Source organism: Chryseobacterium sp. POE27 (assembly GCF_039727685.1).
Taxonomy (GTDB): domain Bacteria; phylum Bacteroidota; class Bacteroidia; order Flavobacteriales; family Weeksellaceae; genus Chryseobacterium.
In genome coordinates, this window is sequence record NZ_CP152475.1 from 4,118,969 (window position 1) to 4,134,687 (window position 15,719).

6 protein-coding genes and 1 pseudogene are annotated in these 15,719 nt (G+C 38.2%); 3 read left to right on the forward strand and 4 right to left on the reverse strand.

What is annotated here, in order from left to right; all coding sequences use genetic code 11:
* Positions 1–22: 22 nt before the first annotated feature.
* From AAHI02_RS19860 to AAHI02_RS19870, 3 genes are all read right to left on the reverse strand, one after another.
* Positions 23–2,095 (reverse strand): thiamine pyrophosphate-dependent enzyme, encoded by a 2,073-nt coding sequence (locus AAHI02_RS19860; protein ID WP_346984639.1) that lies wholly within the window; start codon positions 2,093–2,095, stop codon positions 23–25.
* Positions 2,096–2,176: 81 nt separating this feature from the next.
* Positions 2,177–2,908, reverse strand: a complete 732-nt coding sequence (locus tag AAHI02_RS19865) for a T9SS type A sorting domain-containing protein (RefSeq protein WP_346984640.1) — start codon at positions 2,906–2,908, stop codon at positions 2,177–2,179.
* Entirely contained in the window at positions 2,874–4,283 is a 1,410-nt protein-coding gene (locus AAHI02_RS19870) for a S8 family serine peptidase (RefSeq protein ID WP_346984641.1), read from the reverse strand. The genes AAHI02_RS19865 and AAHI02_RS19870 overlap by 35 nt, the downstream gene beginning before the upstream one ends.
* Before the next feature lie 261 nt (positions 4,284–4,544).
* Here AAHI02_RS19870 and dnaE point away from each other — a divergent pair.
* From dnaE to AAHI02_RS19885, 3 genes and pseudogenes are all read left to right on the forward strand, one after another.
* Positions 4,545–9,220: pseudogene (gene dnaE, locus AAHI02_RS19875) on the forward strand (DNA polymerase III subunit alpha).
* Between the two features lie 430 nt (positions 9,221–9,650).
* Positions 9,651–12,269: a T9SS type A sorting domain-containing protein gene (locus AAHI02_RS19880; protein ID WP_346984642.1), complete on the forward strand. Its 2,619-nt coding sequence runs from the start codon at positions 9,651–9,653 to the stop codon at positions 12,267–12,269.
* A gap of 313 nt (positions 12,270–12,582) precedes the next feature.
* Positions 12,583–14,553 (forward strand): T9SS type A sorting domain-containing protein, encoded by a 1,971-nt coding sequence (locus AAHI02_RS19885; RefSeq protein WP_346984643.1) that lies wholly within the window; start codon positions 12,583–12,585, stop codon positions 14,551–14,553.
* A 279-nt stretch (positions 14,554–14,832) separates the two neighbouring features.
* Here AAHI02_RS19885 and AAHI02_RS19890 read toward each other — a convergent pair whose 3' ends face one another.
* Positions 14,833–15,660 (reverse strand): ion transporter, encoded by an 828-nt coding sequence (locus AAHI02_RS19890; protein ID WP_346984644.1) that lies wholly within the window; start codon positions 15,658–15,660, stop codon positions 14,833–14,835.
* Between the last annotated feature and the right edge of the window lie 59 nt (positions 15,661–15,719).

Here is a 15,719-nt window from a genome sequence, read left to right on the forward strand (position 1 = left end):
TTAAATTTTATTTTTATCTGAATTAATTTTTCAGCATTTCTTCAATCTTTAGACTTAATTTTTCAGCATTAGGCAACATGGCTTTTTCTAAAACTAAGTTGATAGGAACCGCAGGAGTATCCAGAGATCCTATTGTTTCAACAGGGGCATCAAGATATTTGAAGCAATTTTTAGAAATTCTGTGTGCAAAAGCTTCAGCAAATGAGTTGTTCAATTGTTCTTCTGTAAGAACGATGCATTTTCCGTGAGCTTTTACCCTTTCAAAAACAAGTTCTTCATCAAGCGGAATCAATGTTCTTAAATCAATGACTTCCACTCTTCCGTTAAAGTTTTTCACGGCTTCTTTAGCCCAGTAAACGCCCATCCCGTAGGTTACAACTAACAAGGTTCTGCCTTTTTCGGTTTCATCTTTATCAGCTTCGATGATTACTTTTCCTTTTCCGAAAGGTAAGATATAGTCTTCTGCAGGTTCGATAGTTTTGGCATCTTCCGTTCCGGGAACTTTACTCCAGTACAATCCTTTATGTTCCAGCATGATCACCGGATTCGGGTCGTAATATGCTGCTTTTAACAATCCTTTGAAATCAGCAGCATTGCTCGGATAAGCAATTTTTATTCCTTTAATATTTGCTAAAATACTTTCAACGCTGCCACTGTGGTAAGGTCCTCCGCCGCCATAAGCTCCAATTGGAACACGGATGATATTGCTTACGGGAAATTTACCCTGGCTTAAATAATTCGATTTTGAAATTTCCGTAATCAGCTGGTTGATTCCGGGATAAATGTAATCGGCGAATTGTACTTCAACAATTGGTTTTAATCCGACTGCGCTCATCCCTGTTGTAGAACCGATAATATAGGCTTCCTGAATGGCGGTGTTGAAAACTCTTTTGCTCCCGAATTTCTTTCCTAACGTTACCGTTTCGCGGAATACACCACCGATTCTTTCGCCCACATCCTGTCCATACAGTAAGGCTTCAGGATGCTTCCACATCAGCTCCTGAATGGCATGAATGGCAGCGTCAACCATAACGATTTTTTCACCACCCTGAGGCTCACGCGTTCCAACTTCTTCAGTAATAGGAGTCGGTGCAAAAATATGTTGCATTACGGTTTCAGGTTTCGGATCTTCAGCTTTTTGGGCTCTTTCAAAAGCTTCTTCAGCTTCAAGACGGGCTTTTTTAGTGATCTGTTTTAATAATTCTTCATCAACTCCGGATTCCAGCAATTGATTTCTAAGAATCTCTCCCGGATCTTTGGCTCTATGTTTTGATAAATCTTCTTCATCTCTGTAGAATTCTCTTCGTACCCCGGAAGTGTGGTGACCAATTAAAACAGTTTTAGCGCAAACAACTAAAGGTTTTCTTTCAGTACGTACAAAGTCTACTGCTTTTTTCATGACCTCAAAGCTTTCAATGAAATCTGTTCCGTCGACTCTCATTCTGCTTAAGCCTGTAAATCCGGCTACAAAATCGTAAGCGTCGCAGGTTCTGGCTTCCTCTTTAGTTACGGAAATTCCCCATTCATTATCCTGAATCAGGAAAATAATCGGCAGCTGATGTAATGCTGAAAACTGAAGAGCTTCACTCACTTCACCTTCCGTTACTGAATTATCTCCGAGGCTGCAGACTACAACCGGATTATTTTCAAACTGCTGAAGATTAAAATCCTCAATATATTTTATCCCCTGTGCAATACCCGCTGTAGGAATGGTCTGCATTCCTGTGGCAGAGCTCTGGTGAATTATTTTAGGTTTATCTTCATCTCTGCTTGACGGGTGAGAGTAGTAAGATCTTCCTCCTGAAAAAGGATCGTCTGCTTTTGCCAATAGCTGAAGCATCAGCTGATAAGGTTCAAAACCTATTCCTAAAAGAATACTTTCGTCTCTGTAATAAGGAGAAACCCAGTCTTCTTTTTTAAGCTGGTAAGCAATGGCCAGCTGAATGGCTTCGTGGCCTCTTGATGTACTATGAACGTATTTGGTAACATTTCGGTTTTCTTCGTAAATGTCTGCCATTGCCTTGGCAAGCATCATATGGTTATAAGCTTTAAGCAGAATTTCCCGAGAAACTTTTTCGTGAAGTGTATTTTCCATAGGAAGCAAAGATAAACAAAAAAACAAAACACTAACAATCGTTAGTGTTTTGTGTATTCATAAAGCTAAAACAATATTTTATTATTCTTTAATCACTTTTTTAGAGATTGTTTCACGGGCAGTTTTTACTTCGATGATGTAGATTCCTTTAATATATGGAGTAAGATCGATGCTTTCCTCATTATTATTAATGGTTCCGCTTTGTAATTTTTTGCCGGACAAATCATACACATTAAAGACGGACTTTTTCGGTGCTTTTAATACTTTAACAAAATCTTTGGTAAGCGTAGGTGCTACGATTATTCCGTTGTCTGTTGCTACATCGCTTGTTCCTAATGAAGACTGGGTTTGTCCGGTCACCATAATCGAATAGCTTTGTGGGGCAGAAGATCCGGCTTCATCAACCAATGTTCCTTTGTTTGTTATTTCGATTCTGTAGCTTCTTCCGGCCACAGGAGCATCAATAACCACCTGTTCAACATTATCAACCGTATTGTCGGCTTTTGTTGCAGGCGTTAAAGGACTGTTGGCATCAAGTTTCCAAGGATAATATATAGTGTTGGTGGTAAGATCTATAATTCTAAGATCGAGATCATTAATTAATTTTGATGATCTGTTGTTGTAAACATCTGATACAAACTGGTAATTCGGTTCATATTCCGGATCTATCCAGCTGATGGTTGCTTTTAGTGGCTCGCTTCCAGATGCTATAACGGTTTTAGTGTTTTTTACTCCGCTGTTGAGTGTTTCATCATTGAAGATTACGGTATTGTTTGATTTACCAACGAGTAATTCCGCTCCTTTTTTTAGCATCAATAAATCCCCATCCAAACCATGGATCCGGACCAATATTTCCTGCTTCAGCCGCAGAATGAACGGTAAGTACTTTTGCTGAAGCAGCATTAAGCAATGCATTATTGAATAGCTGCTTGTAGATTTGTGTCCAAAGTCCGATGATCCCTGTTACAACCGGTGCTGAAAAAGAAGTTCCGCTTCCTCCTGCCCATACGCTGCTGCCTGTGGCTGATGTCGCAGCATACAGCACATCTGTTCCTACTGTGGAGATGTCCGGCTTTATTCCGCCGTCGTCTCTTGGACCTGCACTGCTATATTCTGAATGCACAACGTCACTTGATGTGGTGTAGCGGAAATTATTGGTTGTGATGATGTCTGTCGCTCCTACTACAATAATATTCTTTGCCAGTGATCCTGTTCCGATACAATCGTACCCTTGTGAGCAATTGTTTTGGGGAATTGTATCAGTAGAGCTAAAGGCTACCTGACCGCTGGAATTTCGGTAATATTTCGGAGCGGTTGAGGTAGAACCATTAGGTCCCATGTCAAAATAGTTTCCTGAAGATTTTACAATAATGAAAGAAGGATTATTATACACTAACATGTCATAGTTATAATCGCTCGTATTGTAAGTGCCTTGTAAATCATAGAATGTGCTTCCGCTTTTAGATCCATTATATAAAAAGGAAGTAATATTTCCACTGGTGTCATAGTTTATTGTCCATCCGGAATTAACACCATAAGAGTGATTGGAAATATTGGGTGAAGCAGTAAGAATTTTATCAAAAACAGTACTTGTGGAAGTGTCACCAGGCAAAGTAGTTGTTGCGAACATATAACTGTCCATCGTGGAATTGACAGCAACTCCTTTAGCATTTCCTACAGACACACCGCCGCTGGATAAATTAGCACTTTTTCCACCGATAAAACTTCCTACACCTGTAGAATGGTCAGAATAGTCTTGTGTGCTTTCTTCTTTATTAGTGATTCTGTTGGGTGCATTATCAAAAGCGGTATGAGCTGCATATATTCTTCCGCCGTCGAAAATTGTATATTTAATGTTTTCTCCGTTGAAAGCACCTGTAAGCCCTGAAATATTACCTGCGGTATTCAGTTGGTCAGAATTGGAATTCGACAATTGTCTGGTATCATGCTCCTCTAAAAAATAAGGGATGTCAAAATTGAATCCTCCTAAACGTGATTTTAATGAATCTATTTTTTTCTTCGTTGATGAATCAGGATTTTTTCCGTAAACCTTTTCAGCATAAGCATCAAATTTTTTTTCATTCTGAATCTTTTGCTGTTCAAATTCTCTTTTTAAAGTTTCGTTATTTTTTTGCGCATATGCAGTTATGCATAGCAACATTCCGATAAAAATTAGATTTTTCTTCATGCCCGTTAGTGATTATGTAAATATCTTGCAACAAATGTATAGAAGTTTCATGATTTCTTAATATATATTGGTTATACTATAATTAATCTTAATAAAATTTTAATTAATCTTAAAAATTTTATTAAAATTATCCGTAATTAAGAATTTTTTAACTTTGAAAACAGACTTTCTTAATCCTTTTAAAATTGTATTAACATACTTACATCAAAAAAATGAAGTAACTTTACATTCTCTTTTAATTAAAAGCTAGAAAAAAGTTACATGTATTTAGTTTTTGACACAGAAACCACAGGTTTACCAAAGAATTTCAACGCTCCGCTTTCAGACTTAGACAACTGGCCAAGAATGGTACAGATTGCGTGGCAGTTGCATAATGATGACGGAACATTAATTGAAAATCAGGATTATATTATAAAACCGGAAGGATATGACATTCCTTTCAACGCTGCAAGAATTCACGGGATTACGACTAAGATTGCCAATGAAGAAGGTCGTGATCTTACAGAGATTTTAAATGAATTTTCTAAAGTTTTAGAAAAAGTAAGAGTTGTTTCCGGACACAACGTAGAGTTCGACTATAACATTGTAGGAGCAGAATTTTACCGTAAAAATATTAAAGACAACCTTCAGGAAAAGCCGAGAGCTGACACGATGATTCTTGGGACAGATTTCTGCCAGCTTGGAGGAGGTCGTGGCGGAAGATTTAAACCTCCGAAACTGGAAGAACTATATGAAAAGCTGTACGGACATAAGTTTGAAGAAGCCCACAATGCTGCGGCCGACGTAAATGCTACGGCTCAGGTGTTTTTCGAGATGATGAGAATAGGAGTGGTACCGGCTGAGGTTTTAAAAATTTCTGAGGATCAGCTCACGTATTTTAAAACGCTTTATCCCGATCCGATCAAGCCTTTCAATATTGTTATCAGGAGACAGGTCGCAGATTTTCATAATAAAAAGAAACAGCAGGATTTCGGAAGTATTGATGAGATTGATCTCGGGAAATATTTCAATTTTAATAACCACAGTGTCTTCTCCACTCTTTCGGCGACTTCCAGCATTAATGATCTGATTAAAAAAGCTACCGATGATAACTTTCCGGCCGTCGGAATGGTGGATTTGGGAAATATGATGGGGGCTTTTAAATTTGTTTCTGCCGTGGAGGGTGTTAATGGTGACAGAGCTAAAAAGCATAAGGAATATTTAGCTAAAAAGCAGGAAGCGGAGGAAAAGGGTGAAATGTTCAGTGATGCCGAACCGGTTTCAGAACCATTGATTCCCGTGGTCGGTTGCGAATTTTATATTTCCGACCGCTATGAGCAAAAGCAGTTTACCAAAGATGATCCCGACAGGAGAACGCAGGTTGTTTTACTGGCGAAAGATTTTAACGGATATAAAAATCTGGCAAAGCTTTCAAGTATCGGTTTTCTTAAAGGGTTTTATTTTGGAGTTCCAAGGGTAAGCCGCGAATTAATTGCTCAGTATAAAGAAGGTATCATAGCCTTGACTTCCGGCATTCACGGTGATATTCCGGATGCTGTTTTAAATACGGGTGAACAGAAAGGGGAGGAGCTTTTTAGATGGTGGAAAGATACTTTTGGAGACGATTTCTATGTTCAGATTCAAAATCATAATTTGCCTGAAGAAGAGCATTTGAATGATGTCCTCCTTCATTTTGCAGATAAATATAATGTTAAAATTTTAGCACAGAACGAGACTTTTTATACCAATAAAGATGATTCTAATATTCAGGATATTGTAAGCTGTATCAAAGACGGTGAAAAGCTTTCAACGCCTGTCGGTAAAGGTTTTGGTAAAAGAAGAGGCCTTGCTACGGGGGGAATATTATATCAAAAATTCTGATGAAATTAAAGAAACTTTTTTAGCATATCCAGACGCTTTTGACGCTTTTGAAGAATTTACCGCAAAATTTAAGCCTTATACTTTAAAAAGAGATGTTCTTCTCCCTAAATTTGATATTCCTCAGGAATTCGTTCATGCAGAAGATGAAACAGATGGTGGAAAACGAGGTGAAATGGCTTATCTGACCTATTTGACCTATGAAGGAGCCAAGAAAAGATATGGAGTTGATGGAATCACGGAAAGTATTAAAGAACGTCTTGATTTCGAGCTTGAAGTAATTGCCAATACAGGATATCCGGGATATTTCCTGATTGTACAGGATTTCTGTAATGAAGCCCGTAAAATGGGCGTTTGGGTTGGTCCGGGGCGGGGTTCTGCGGCAGGTTCTGCGGTAGCGTACTGTATCGGAATTACCAATGTAGATCCTATTAAATATGACCTCCTTTTTGAGAGGTTCCTGAATCCGGAAAGGGTTTCCATGCCGGATATTGATATCGATTTTGATGATGAAGGTCGTGACCGGATTATCAAATGGGTAATTGATAAATATGGACAGAACCAGGTAGCGCAGATCATTACATATTCCGTTTTGGGAGGTAAATCTGCCATTAAAGATGCCGGAAGAGTTCTGGATGTTCCGATTCCTGATACAAATAATATAGCCAAGCTGATTCCTTCCACACCCGGGATGAATATTGCTAAAGCTTTGGCTAAATATGATAAATTGAAACCGGAGGAGCAGATGCTCGTTGACGAAATGCGATTTGTTCTGGATAGTCCTTCAGATCCCCGTCATGATGTGTTGGCGAGTGCGAAAAAAATGGAAGGATGTATCCGGAATACCGGGATTCATGCCTGTGGGGTTATTATTACGCCGGAAGATGTGAGTAATCTTGTTCCGGTAACGATTGCAGCGAAAGATGCAGATATTTTGGTATCCCAGTTTGATAACTCAGTTGCTGAAAGTGCAGGCCTTCTTAAGATGGACTTCCTGGGGCTTAGGACACTGACCATTATTAAAGATGCTCTGAAACTGGTTAAAGAAAGGCACGGTGTCGACATTGATCCGGATGAAATCCCGTTGGATGATACTAAAACGTATCAGCTGTTTAAAGAAGGACGAACGATTGGGATTTTCCAGTATGAAAGTCCGGGAATGCAAAAGTACATGAGGGAACTTAAACCTACTGTTTTTGCTGACCTTATTGCGATGAATGCTTTGTATCGTCCGGGGCCGATTAAATATATCCCGAATTTCATCAACAGAAAACATGGAATCGAAGAGATTGTTTACGATTTACCGGAAACCGAAGAATATTTAAAAGAAACTTACGGAATTACCGTTTATCAGGAGCAGGTAATGCTTTTATCTCAGAAACTGGCCAATTTTACAAAAGGTGAAGCTGATACACTGAGAAAAGCGATGGGTAAAAAGCAGATCGACGTTCTTAATAAAATGTACCCAAAATTCATCGAAGGCGGAAGAAAAAACAATCTCGACGAAGAAAGATTGGAAAAAATCTGGAACGACTGGAAAGCCTTTGCAGAATACGCCTTTAATAAATCTCACTCAACGTGCTATGCGTTTATTGCTTATCAAACCGCATTTTTAAAAGCCAATTATCCTGCTGAATATATGGCGAGCGTAATGAGTAATAACATTAACAATACCGATTCTATTACCATGTTCATGGAAGACTGTAAAAGTATGGGAGTAGACGTTCTGGGGCCTGATGTTAATGAATCTCAATATAAATTCTCTGTAAACGAAAAAGGACAGATCCGTTTTGGATTGGGAGCTATCAAAGGTATTGGGGAAGGACCAAGTGAAGCTATCACAAGAGAAAGAGCAAACGGCAGATTTAAGAATATCTATGATTTTTTTGAAAGGATTCTTCCTTCTCAGATGAATAAAAGAGTTGCTGAAAGTTTAGTGCTGGCCGGTGCTTTTGACGAACTGGATTCTTTCCATAGAGGTCAGTATTTCGATATTGACATGGCTGGCAGAACAAATCTGGAAAGGTTGATCAGATACGGGCAGAGCTTCCAGGAAAGTAAAAATGAAATGGAAAATTCGCTGTTTGCGGATTTTGCAGAAGAAGTGCAGATCGAGCAGCCGAAACTCCCGCCGTGTCCCGAATGGCCGAATATGCATAAGCTGAATAAAGAAAAGGAAACCATAGGGTTCTATCTTTCTGCGCATCCGCTGGATGAATTTAAATATCAGTACCAGTTTATGCAGGGTCAGTTGTCTAAAAAGGCAGTGTTGGAAAAAGAAGACGAAGTAAAAATAGTTATTGACGAGCCCCCTATTCTCGAACAGGATGTGCCGGATGTTGCTGATCTTGTAGAAATCGTTTCCGATGAATTGGTGGCTGGTGAAGAAGAGATTATTGAAGAGGTTACTAAAAAAGCAGAACCTAAGGGAGTTTTTCACTTTCTTAATCTTGATGAAGTAGATGCATACAAAGAGCAGGCTTTTGCCAATAAACAGGAAGAATTGTTTGAAGAGAAGAAAAAAGACTGGAAAACGTTGCAGAAAGAAAGAGAAAATGGTGGCGGTGGAAAAGAATATACCGTTGCGGGTCTTATTACGGAATATCGCGTGCAGGATGGTTTCAGAAGCGGTGAAAAAAGTCGCTTTTGTGACGCTCGAAGATTATTCCGGATCTTATTCTTTCAGACTTGGCGATCGTGATTATATGCGTCTTAAAGAAAAGCTCGAAGTGCAGCGTTTTGTGATTTTTAAGATTAAGTTTGCGCAGGTAAAAGACGGAAGGGTTTTTGTAAATGTGAATGAGGTTATTGAGCTTCAGGAGGCATTTGAAAAATTTGCGAAAAGTATCTCTCTTGTAATGGATGTGATGGATTTCAGGCCGGAAGATCTCATATTTTTCAGAACAGTTCTTGAAAGAAATCAAGGGAATCAGAAGCTTAAGTTTTATATTAAAAATACCAATGATGATTCCGGGACAGAGCATCTTGAAGTGCAGTCGATGAAGCATTCGGTGAATCTCAGTGGTGAACTAATCAAAGAAATTCAGTTGCTTAATAAGTATGAATTTTATTTAAATTAATACAGACTTATCATAATCTGAAGAAGCCGTCTCAAACTTGGGACGGCTTTTTAATTTTAAATTTTATTTATGTTAAATGGAAATTATTAATTTGATTTTTAATAATAATTACATTACTTAAGTGTCTTAAAATCAATATCTTGTTTCAATTCATTAAATTGTGATATTTATATTTAAATCAAATGAATGTTTAATTTTATATAATAACTTTAAACTTTTATTAATTTTTTTATATAAAAATTAACATTGTGTTTGATATAATGTAATTTATTAATATTTTTATCCCCTAATTTTAATTTACTAACGAATGAAAAAACTTAATTTCCTGTTTCTATTTTTGATGTGCTTATTTGGATATCAAAAATATGATGGACAAAATTTTACCGTCACAACCTGTTTAACGGGGGTCTCGTCTAATACATATGGACCAATGAACAGTAGCTCAACCGCTGACAGTAAAAACAGAACCGCATTTATTCTTCCTGCTTCACAGCTTTCGGCACTGAGTGGGGGAACGCTTACCGGAACCTATTTCAGAAGACTTGCTACTTCAGGATCACTTCCTTCAGGTACAACCTTTAAAATTTATCTGAAAAATACAACAATTACAGATTTTGGTTCAGGTTCGCCTGATTGGGCTACTGAAATTTCAACAGCTACATTGGTGTATGATTCAGATCCAGCTACGGCTGTTGGGTCTACTTCCGGATTCAAACAGTTTTCTCACTCTTCCAATTTTGCGTACACGGCAGGGAGTAACTTAGCAGTATATTTAGAGTATACTCAAACAACTGCTCCTTCTTCAAGTATTACCTGGGATTACGAGTATGGTACGACCTGTATTTCTACCACAAATAGTAATACTACTAAGTACCTTAATACAACAGGTGCTTTTACGGCAACACTTACCAGTTCAAATTACAGAAGACCTGTAATCGGTTTTGATGTAACTTATCCTGCTGCTGTTGCTGCTCCTCCTTGCACAACGATTTCAGCACCAACGGCTAATGCTACCAGTGTTTCCGTAACACCTACTTTTACATGGGCTAGTGTTCTTGGGCAAAACGGAGCTACAAGCTATGTGATTAATTTAGGAACAACTCCCGGAGGTACAGATGTCATGAACGGAGTTGATGTAGGTAATATTACTTCTTACACAATACCTACCGGTACTCCTCTTAACTTCAACCAACAGTATTATCTTACTGTAATTCCTAAGAATGCAATAGGAAGTGCCACAGGATGTACAGAGAGATCTTTCACGACGGCAAATATAAGCTGTCCTTCTGTAAGCGCTCCTACTTCTGCTGCTACAGGTGTATCTACAACTCCTACCATCACTTGGACTGCTTCTACGGGTGCGACGGGTTATAAAATTTCTATGGGAACTACATCTGGAGGAACAGATATTTTAAATAACGTAGATGTAGGAAATGTGACGACATATACATTAGGTATGGCATTGAATGTTTCTACTACATATTATTATACGGTTAATGCTTACAGTGGAAGTGCAACTTCTTCATCTTGTACAGTAAGAAACTTTACGACTGTTTGCGGTACTTATACACCGAACTACACAAATAACTTTGCGACATTCCCGGGAGTGTGTTGGTCTCGTCTAAATGGAGGATCACCTGCTACAGGCCCTGGAACAGGCACTACTAATTACTGGATAGAAGACGGGTTCTTAAATTCAGGTTCCACCGGTGCAGCAAAAATCAATCTTTTTTCAACAGGAAGAAACGGGTGGCTGATTTCTCCGGCATTTAATTTATCAGCAGGAGGATACAGACTTAAATTTGATTATGGATTGACAAGTTTTGCTCTAACTACACCGAGTGCTATGGGATCTGATGATGTCGTGCAGCTTTTAGCTTCGATCGATGGCGGAACGACTTGGACTGTTCTTCAAACTTGGGATACGGCTAATACTCCTAATAATACTACCAATACTTATATACTTAATCTGAGTGCTTATACAGGTACTAATGTGATTTTTGCAATGTATGGTAGTGATGGTACAGTGGACGATTCGCAGGATTATGATTTCTTTGTAGATAATTTCATTGTTGAGACTATTCCAGCTTGTGATACTCCAACAGCGTTAGTTTCTTCATCAGTTACGATGACAGAAGCAACGATTTCCTGGACCGCTCCTACAGCAGCTCCATCAAATGGATATGATGTGTACTACAATAACACAAACACTGCGCCTACCGCTTCCACAACACCAACGATAACTGGTGTAACGGCAACTTCCACGTCATTAACATTGTCTTCCACGTCTACTTACTACGTGTGGGTAAGATCTAATTGTGGTGGTACGCAAAGTTCTTGGGTAGGGCCGATAAGCTTTACGCCTCCGCCGGCAAATGACAGCTGTTTAGGCGCGATTGATTTAACAACAGGAGGTACATTTGCTCAAAATGCGGTTTCAGGTACTATTGCTGGGTCTACTAATACTCCTGCTTTAACTGCCAGTTGCTTATTTACACCTACAAATGTTGGTGGTAATGTATGGTATAAAGTTACAGTTCCTGCTTCAGGTAATTTAACAATTGAAACAGATGCAGTAGCAGGTTCTCCTCTGGCAGATACTGTATTGTCGGTATTTACTGATTGTGGTACTACGACTTCTGTGGCGTGTGATGATGATACCGGTAATGGTAACTTCTCTAAAATTGTGTTAACAGGACAGACTCCGGGTACAATATTGTTTGTGAGTGTTTGGAAGTTCTCAACAGCGACTGATGGCGCATTCCAGATCTCTGCATATGATTCGTCACTTGCTTTAGCGACAAATGAAGTAAAAGACGCTAAAAATAATATCAAAGTATATCCAAACCCATTCAATGATGTATTGAATATTTCTGATGCTTCTAATGTTAAGAATGTTTTGATTACGGATATTGCGGGTAGACTAGTGAAAACTATTGCAAATCCTGGATCTCAGCTTCAGCTTGGAGAATTGAAACAGGGAATGTACTTAGTGACTTTAGAAATGAAAGATGGTTCTAGACAATCAATTAAAGCTATTAAAAAGTAATTATTGCTTTATTTAAAATTTAGCGGCTGGTTTCAGCCGCTTTTTTTTATGCACATTTATAGAATTTAAGCTGGATAAAATTTGATATAATAGTTTGGATTAAAATATAATCAATAAAATGAATAGATGTTGAAGTATATATTTATTTCTCCAATAGATGATAAAAATGAAATATGTAATATTTTGTATAATATGTTATTGGATTTACTGGTGTAGTGATTTATTTTTAAATTTTTTTAAAAAAAATGTTGCTAAGTGTGATGGGTTAATAAATAATTATTAATTTCGTTATATTAATTAGCAAAAATAAATTATGACAAAATTTCTACTTTCATGCTTATTGTTTTTAAGTATGATGCTTAATGCGCAGATAAATTTGGGCGCGGGAAGCACAGATGTCGGAGTTGCTCCGATAAGCACCTATTTCGGATATTCATATGTGCAGCAGATTTTCACGAAACAGGAAATCAATGCAAATGCGGCGGGAAACATTACAGGATTAAAATTTTACCTGGATCCTTCAATGTCAATCGCAAGTTCATCGGAATGGGTTGTATATTTAGGGCAAACTACCAAAACCTCATTTACATCAGATTCAGACTGGGTTCCTCTTGCGCAACTTACGCAGGTCTTTTCCGGAACGGTAACCAATGCAAATGGAGTGATTGAAATTACATTTGCAACACCATATCCTTACAACAATGTGGATAATTTGGTGGTAGCTGCGGAAGAGAATTCGGCAGGCTATGATAATAATGATTTTGATGAAGCGATGTATGTGTATCCGGGAGTTGCGAACTCCACGATCACTTACAGGGATGATAGTGTAAATCCGGATCCTGCTTCTCCTCCTTCAGATGGAATTCGCAGAGATTATAAATCTGTTATTACTTTTGATGGGTTAACGATGAGCTCTACAGCTGCATGTCCTATTGTTACCTATCCTGTAAATAATTCTTCTTTTGTTCCATTATCTCCGGTTATAACTTGGAATGATTCATTTGGTGCTACAAGCTATAAGGTTTCAATCGGTACAACTTCAGGCGGAACAGATATTGCCGATCAGGTTTCTGTTAGCACCAATAGCTTTACTCCGGCAACTCCTTTTGCGCCCAACACTGTTCTATATCTGAAAGTTATTGCAGTAAGCGCGGCAGGAGAATCTGCAGGATGTTCTGAAGTCATGTTTACAACAGCGCCGCCGGCACCGGTAAATGATGAATGCCTTACGGCAACTACATTAACGGTAAATCCGGATCTGAGCTGCGGTACTGTAACGGCAGGTTATACTATTGGAGCTACAGATTCCGGTACTGCGCCTGACCCTTGCTATGGAGAGGCGGATGACGATGTTTGGTTCAAATTTGTTGCAACAGATACAAGGCATAAAATATCACTTTTGAATATTCAGTCTGTAGGAAGTGAACCAGACGATACAGATACTTACTTCCAGGTATTCAGCGGAGGATGTGGAGCTTTATCAAGTATTCATTGTTCAGATGGTGAATCAAGTACTGTTTCTAATCTTACGCCTGGAGAAACTTATCTTGTAAGAGTTTACAGCTATTATGGTACTGGCAGCAATCAAAGCTTTGATATCTGTGTGGGTACATTCCCGCCGCCACCTGCTAACGATGATTGTGCTGGGGCTCTTGTAGCAAGTGTTTTCCCATATACCTATGTTCAAAACGATAGTGACGGAGTTACAAATAACGCAGGGATAATAGATGTTTGCGACAATGAGATGAATGATGGAACATGGTTCACTTTCGTTGGAGACGGTGATACATTCAATATTACAGTTACAATGCCGGCAGGAAGCAATTTTGATCCACAGATTGGCGTTTACAGCGGAACCTGCTCAGCTTTATCATGTGAAGATACAGTTGACAGTGAGGGATCAGGTGGTACGGAAACACTTTCTATCTCAACGCTTGCCGGAAATACTTATTATGTAAATGTTGGCCATTATGATGGCTGGGATGATATGCCGGAAGGAGCCTTTACTATCGATATTACAAAAGGTACATTAGGAACTTCTGACGTGAAATCTGAAAAGAAAAATATTAAAGTATATCCGAATCCTTTCACAGACGTAGTGAATATTTCAGATGCAGCCAATGTAAAATCAGTTTCTGTTTCTGATGTTTCAGGAAGACTGTTAAAAGTAATTGATAATCCTGGATCTTCAGTTAATTTAGGAGAATTGAAACAAGGCATGTATTTCTTGACACTTACCATGAAAGATGGTTCAAAACAAACAGTTAAAACTATTAAAAAATAACTGTAAGAATTATAGTAAAATGAAAGGCGGTCTTTTTAAGATCGCCTTTTTCATTGGGGGTAAATTTTTAACCATATCATTTATTGTCAACAGGTTGTAAATTCCCGGTATTAAGACTTTCGAAAACAGCCGGAAAGAAAGTAACAAGAATGAAATAAATAATGACCATTAATACGATTAACGAAAATAGTATAATTACTAAAGAGTTGGGCTTATTTTTCTTTTTTGGTTCCATGATGTGTGGTATTTGGTTAATAGATATAATTAGAATATTCTATACTAAGCCAATTTCTTGCCACACTGCTTACAATATCTTGCATCATCATCAATGTCTTCATTTCCGCAACGGTCGCAAATTTTTCCCAGATTTTGTCTTTTGTTGCGCATTTCGGCGGTTACAATTCCGGTGGGAACAGCGATAATTGAATAACCGGCCAGCATCAGAATCACCGCAAAAAATTTCCCCATAGGCGTAATTGGAGAAACATCACCGTAGCCAACAGTCGTTACCGTAACCACAGCCCAGTAAATTGATTGCGGAATAGTTTCAAAACCAGGTCTTCCGCCCTCGACCATAAACATCAACGAACCGACAATTACTGAAAAAATAATCAGGAATAAAAGGAAAATATAAATTTTTCTCGAGCTGTTTTTTAAGGCTCTTACAATCACAGAACCATCATTCATGAAGTCCATAAGATTAAAAACCCTGAAAACTCTAAGCATTCTCAGCATTCTGAAAATCAGGAAATATTTGGTTACCGGAAAGAAAAAACTCAGATAAAAAGGAACAAGCGCCAGAAAATCAATAATTCCGAAAAAGCTGAAAATATAATGACGCTTATTTTTTACCACAGCAATACGGGAAAAGTATTCTGCTGAAAAAAAGATAGAAATAATCCATTCCAGAATAATAAAAGTGTAATGAAATCTCTTGTCGAGTCTGGGAATGCTTTCCATCATAATAATGGCCGTGCTTATCAGAATCAGCGACAGTAAAATGATGTCAAACAGTTTTCCAAGTTTTGTGTCGGAGCGGTAAATGATTCTGTAAAGATATCGCTTCCACCATGCATCTTCCGGAACAAGATTATGTTCTCTTTCCATTTTAATGTTTTTTTAAATATAATAAATTATCCTTATTTTCGTGACAAACATACAGAATA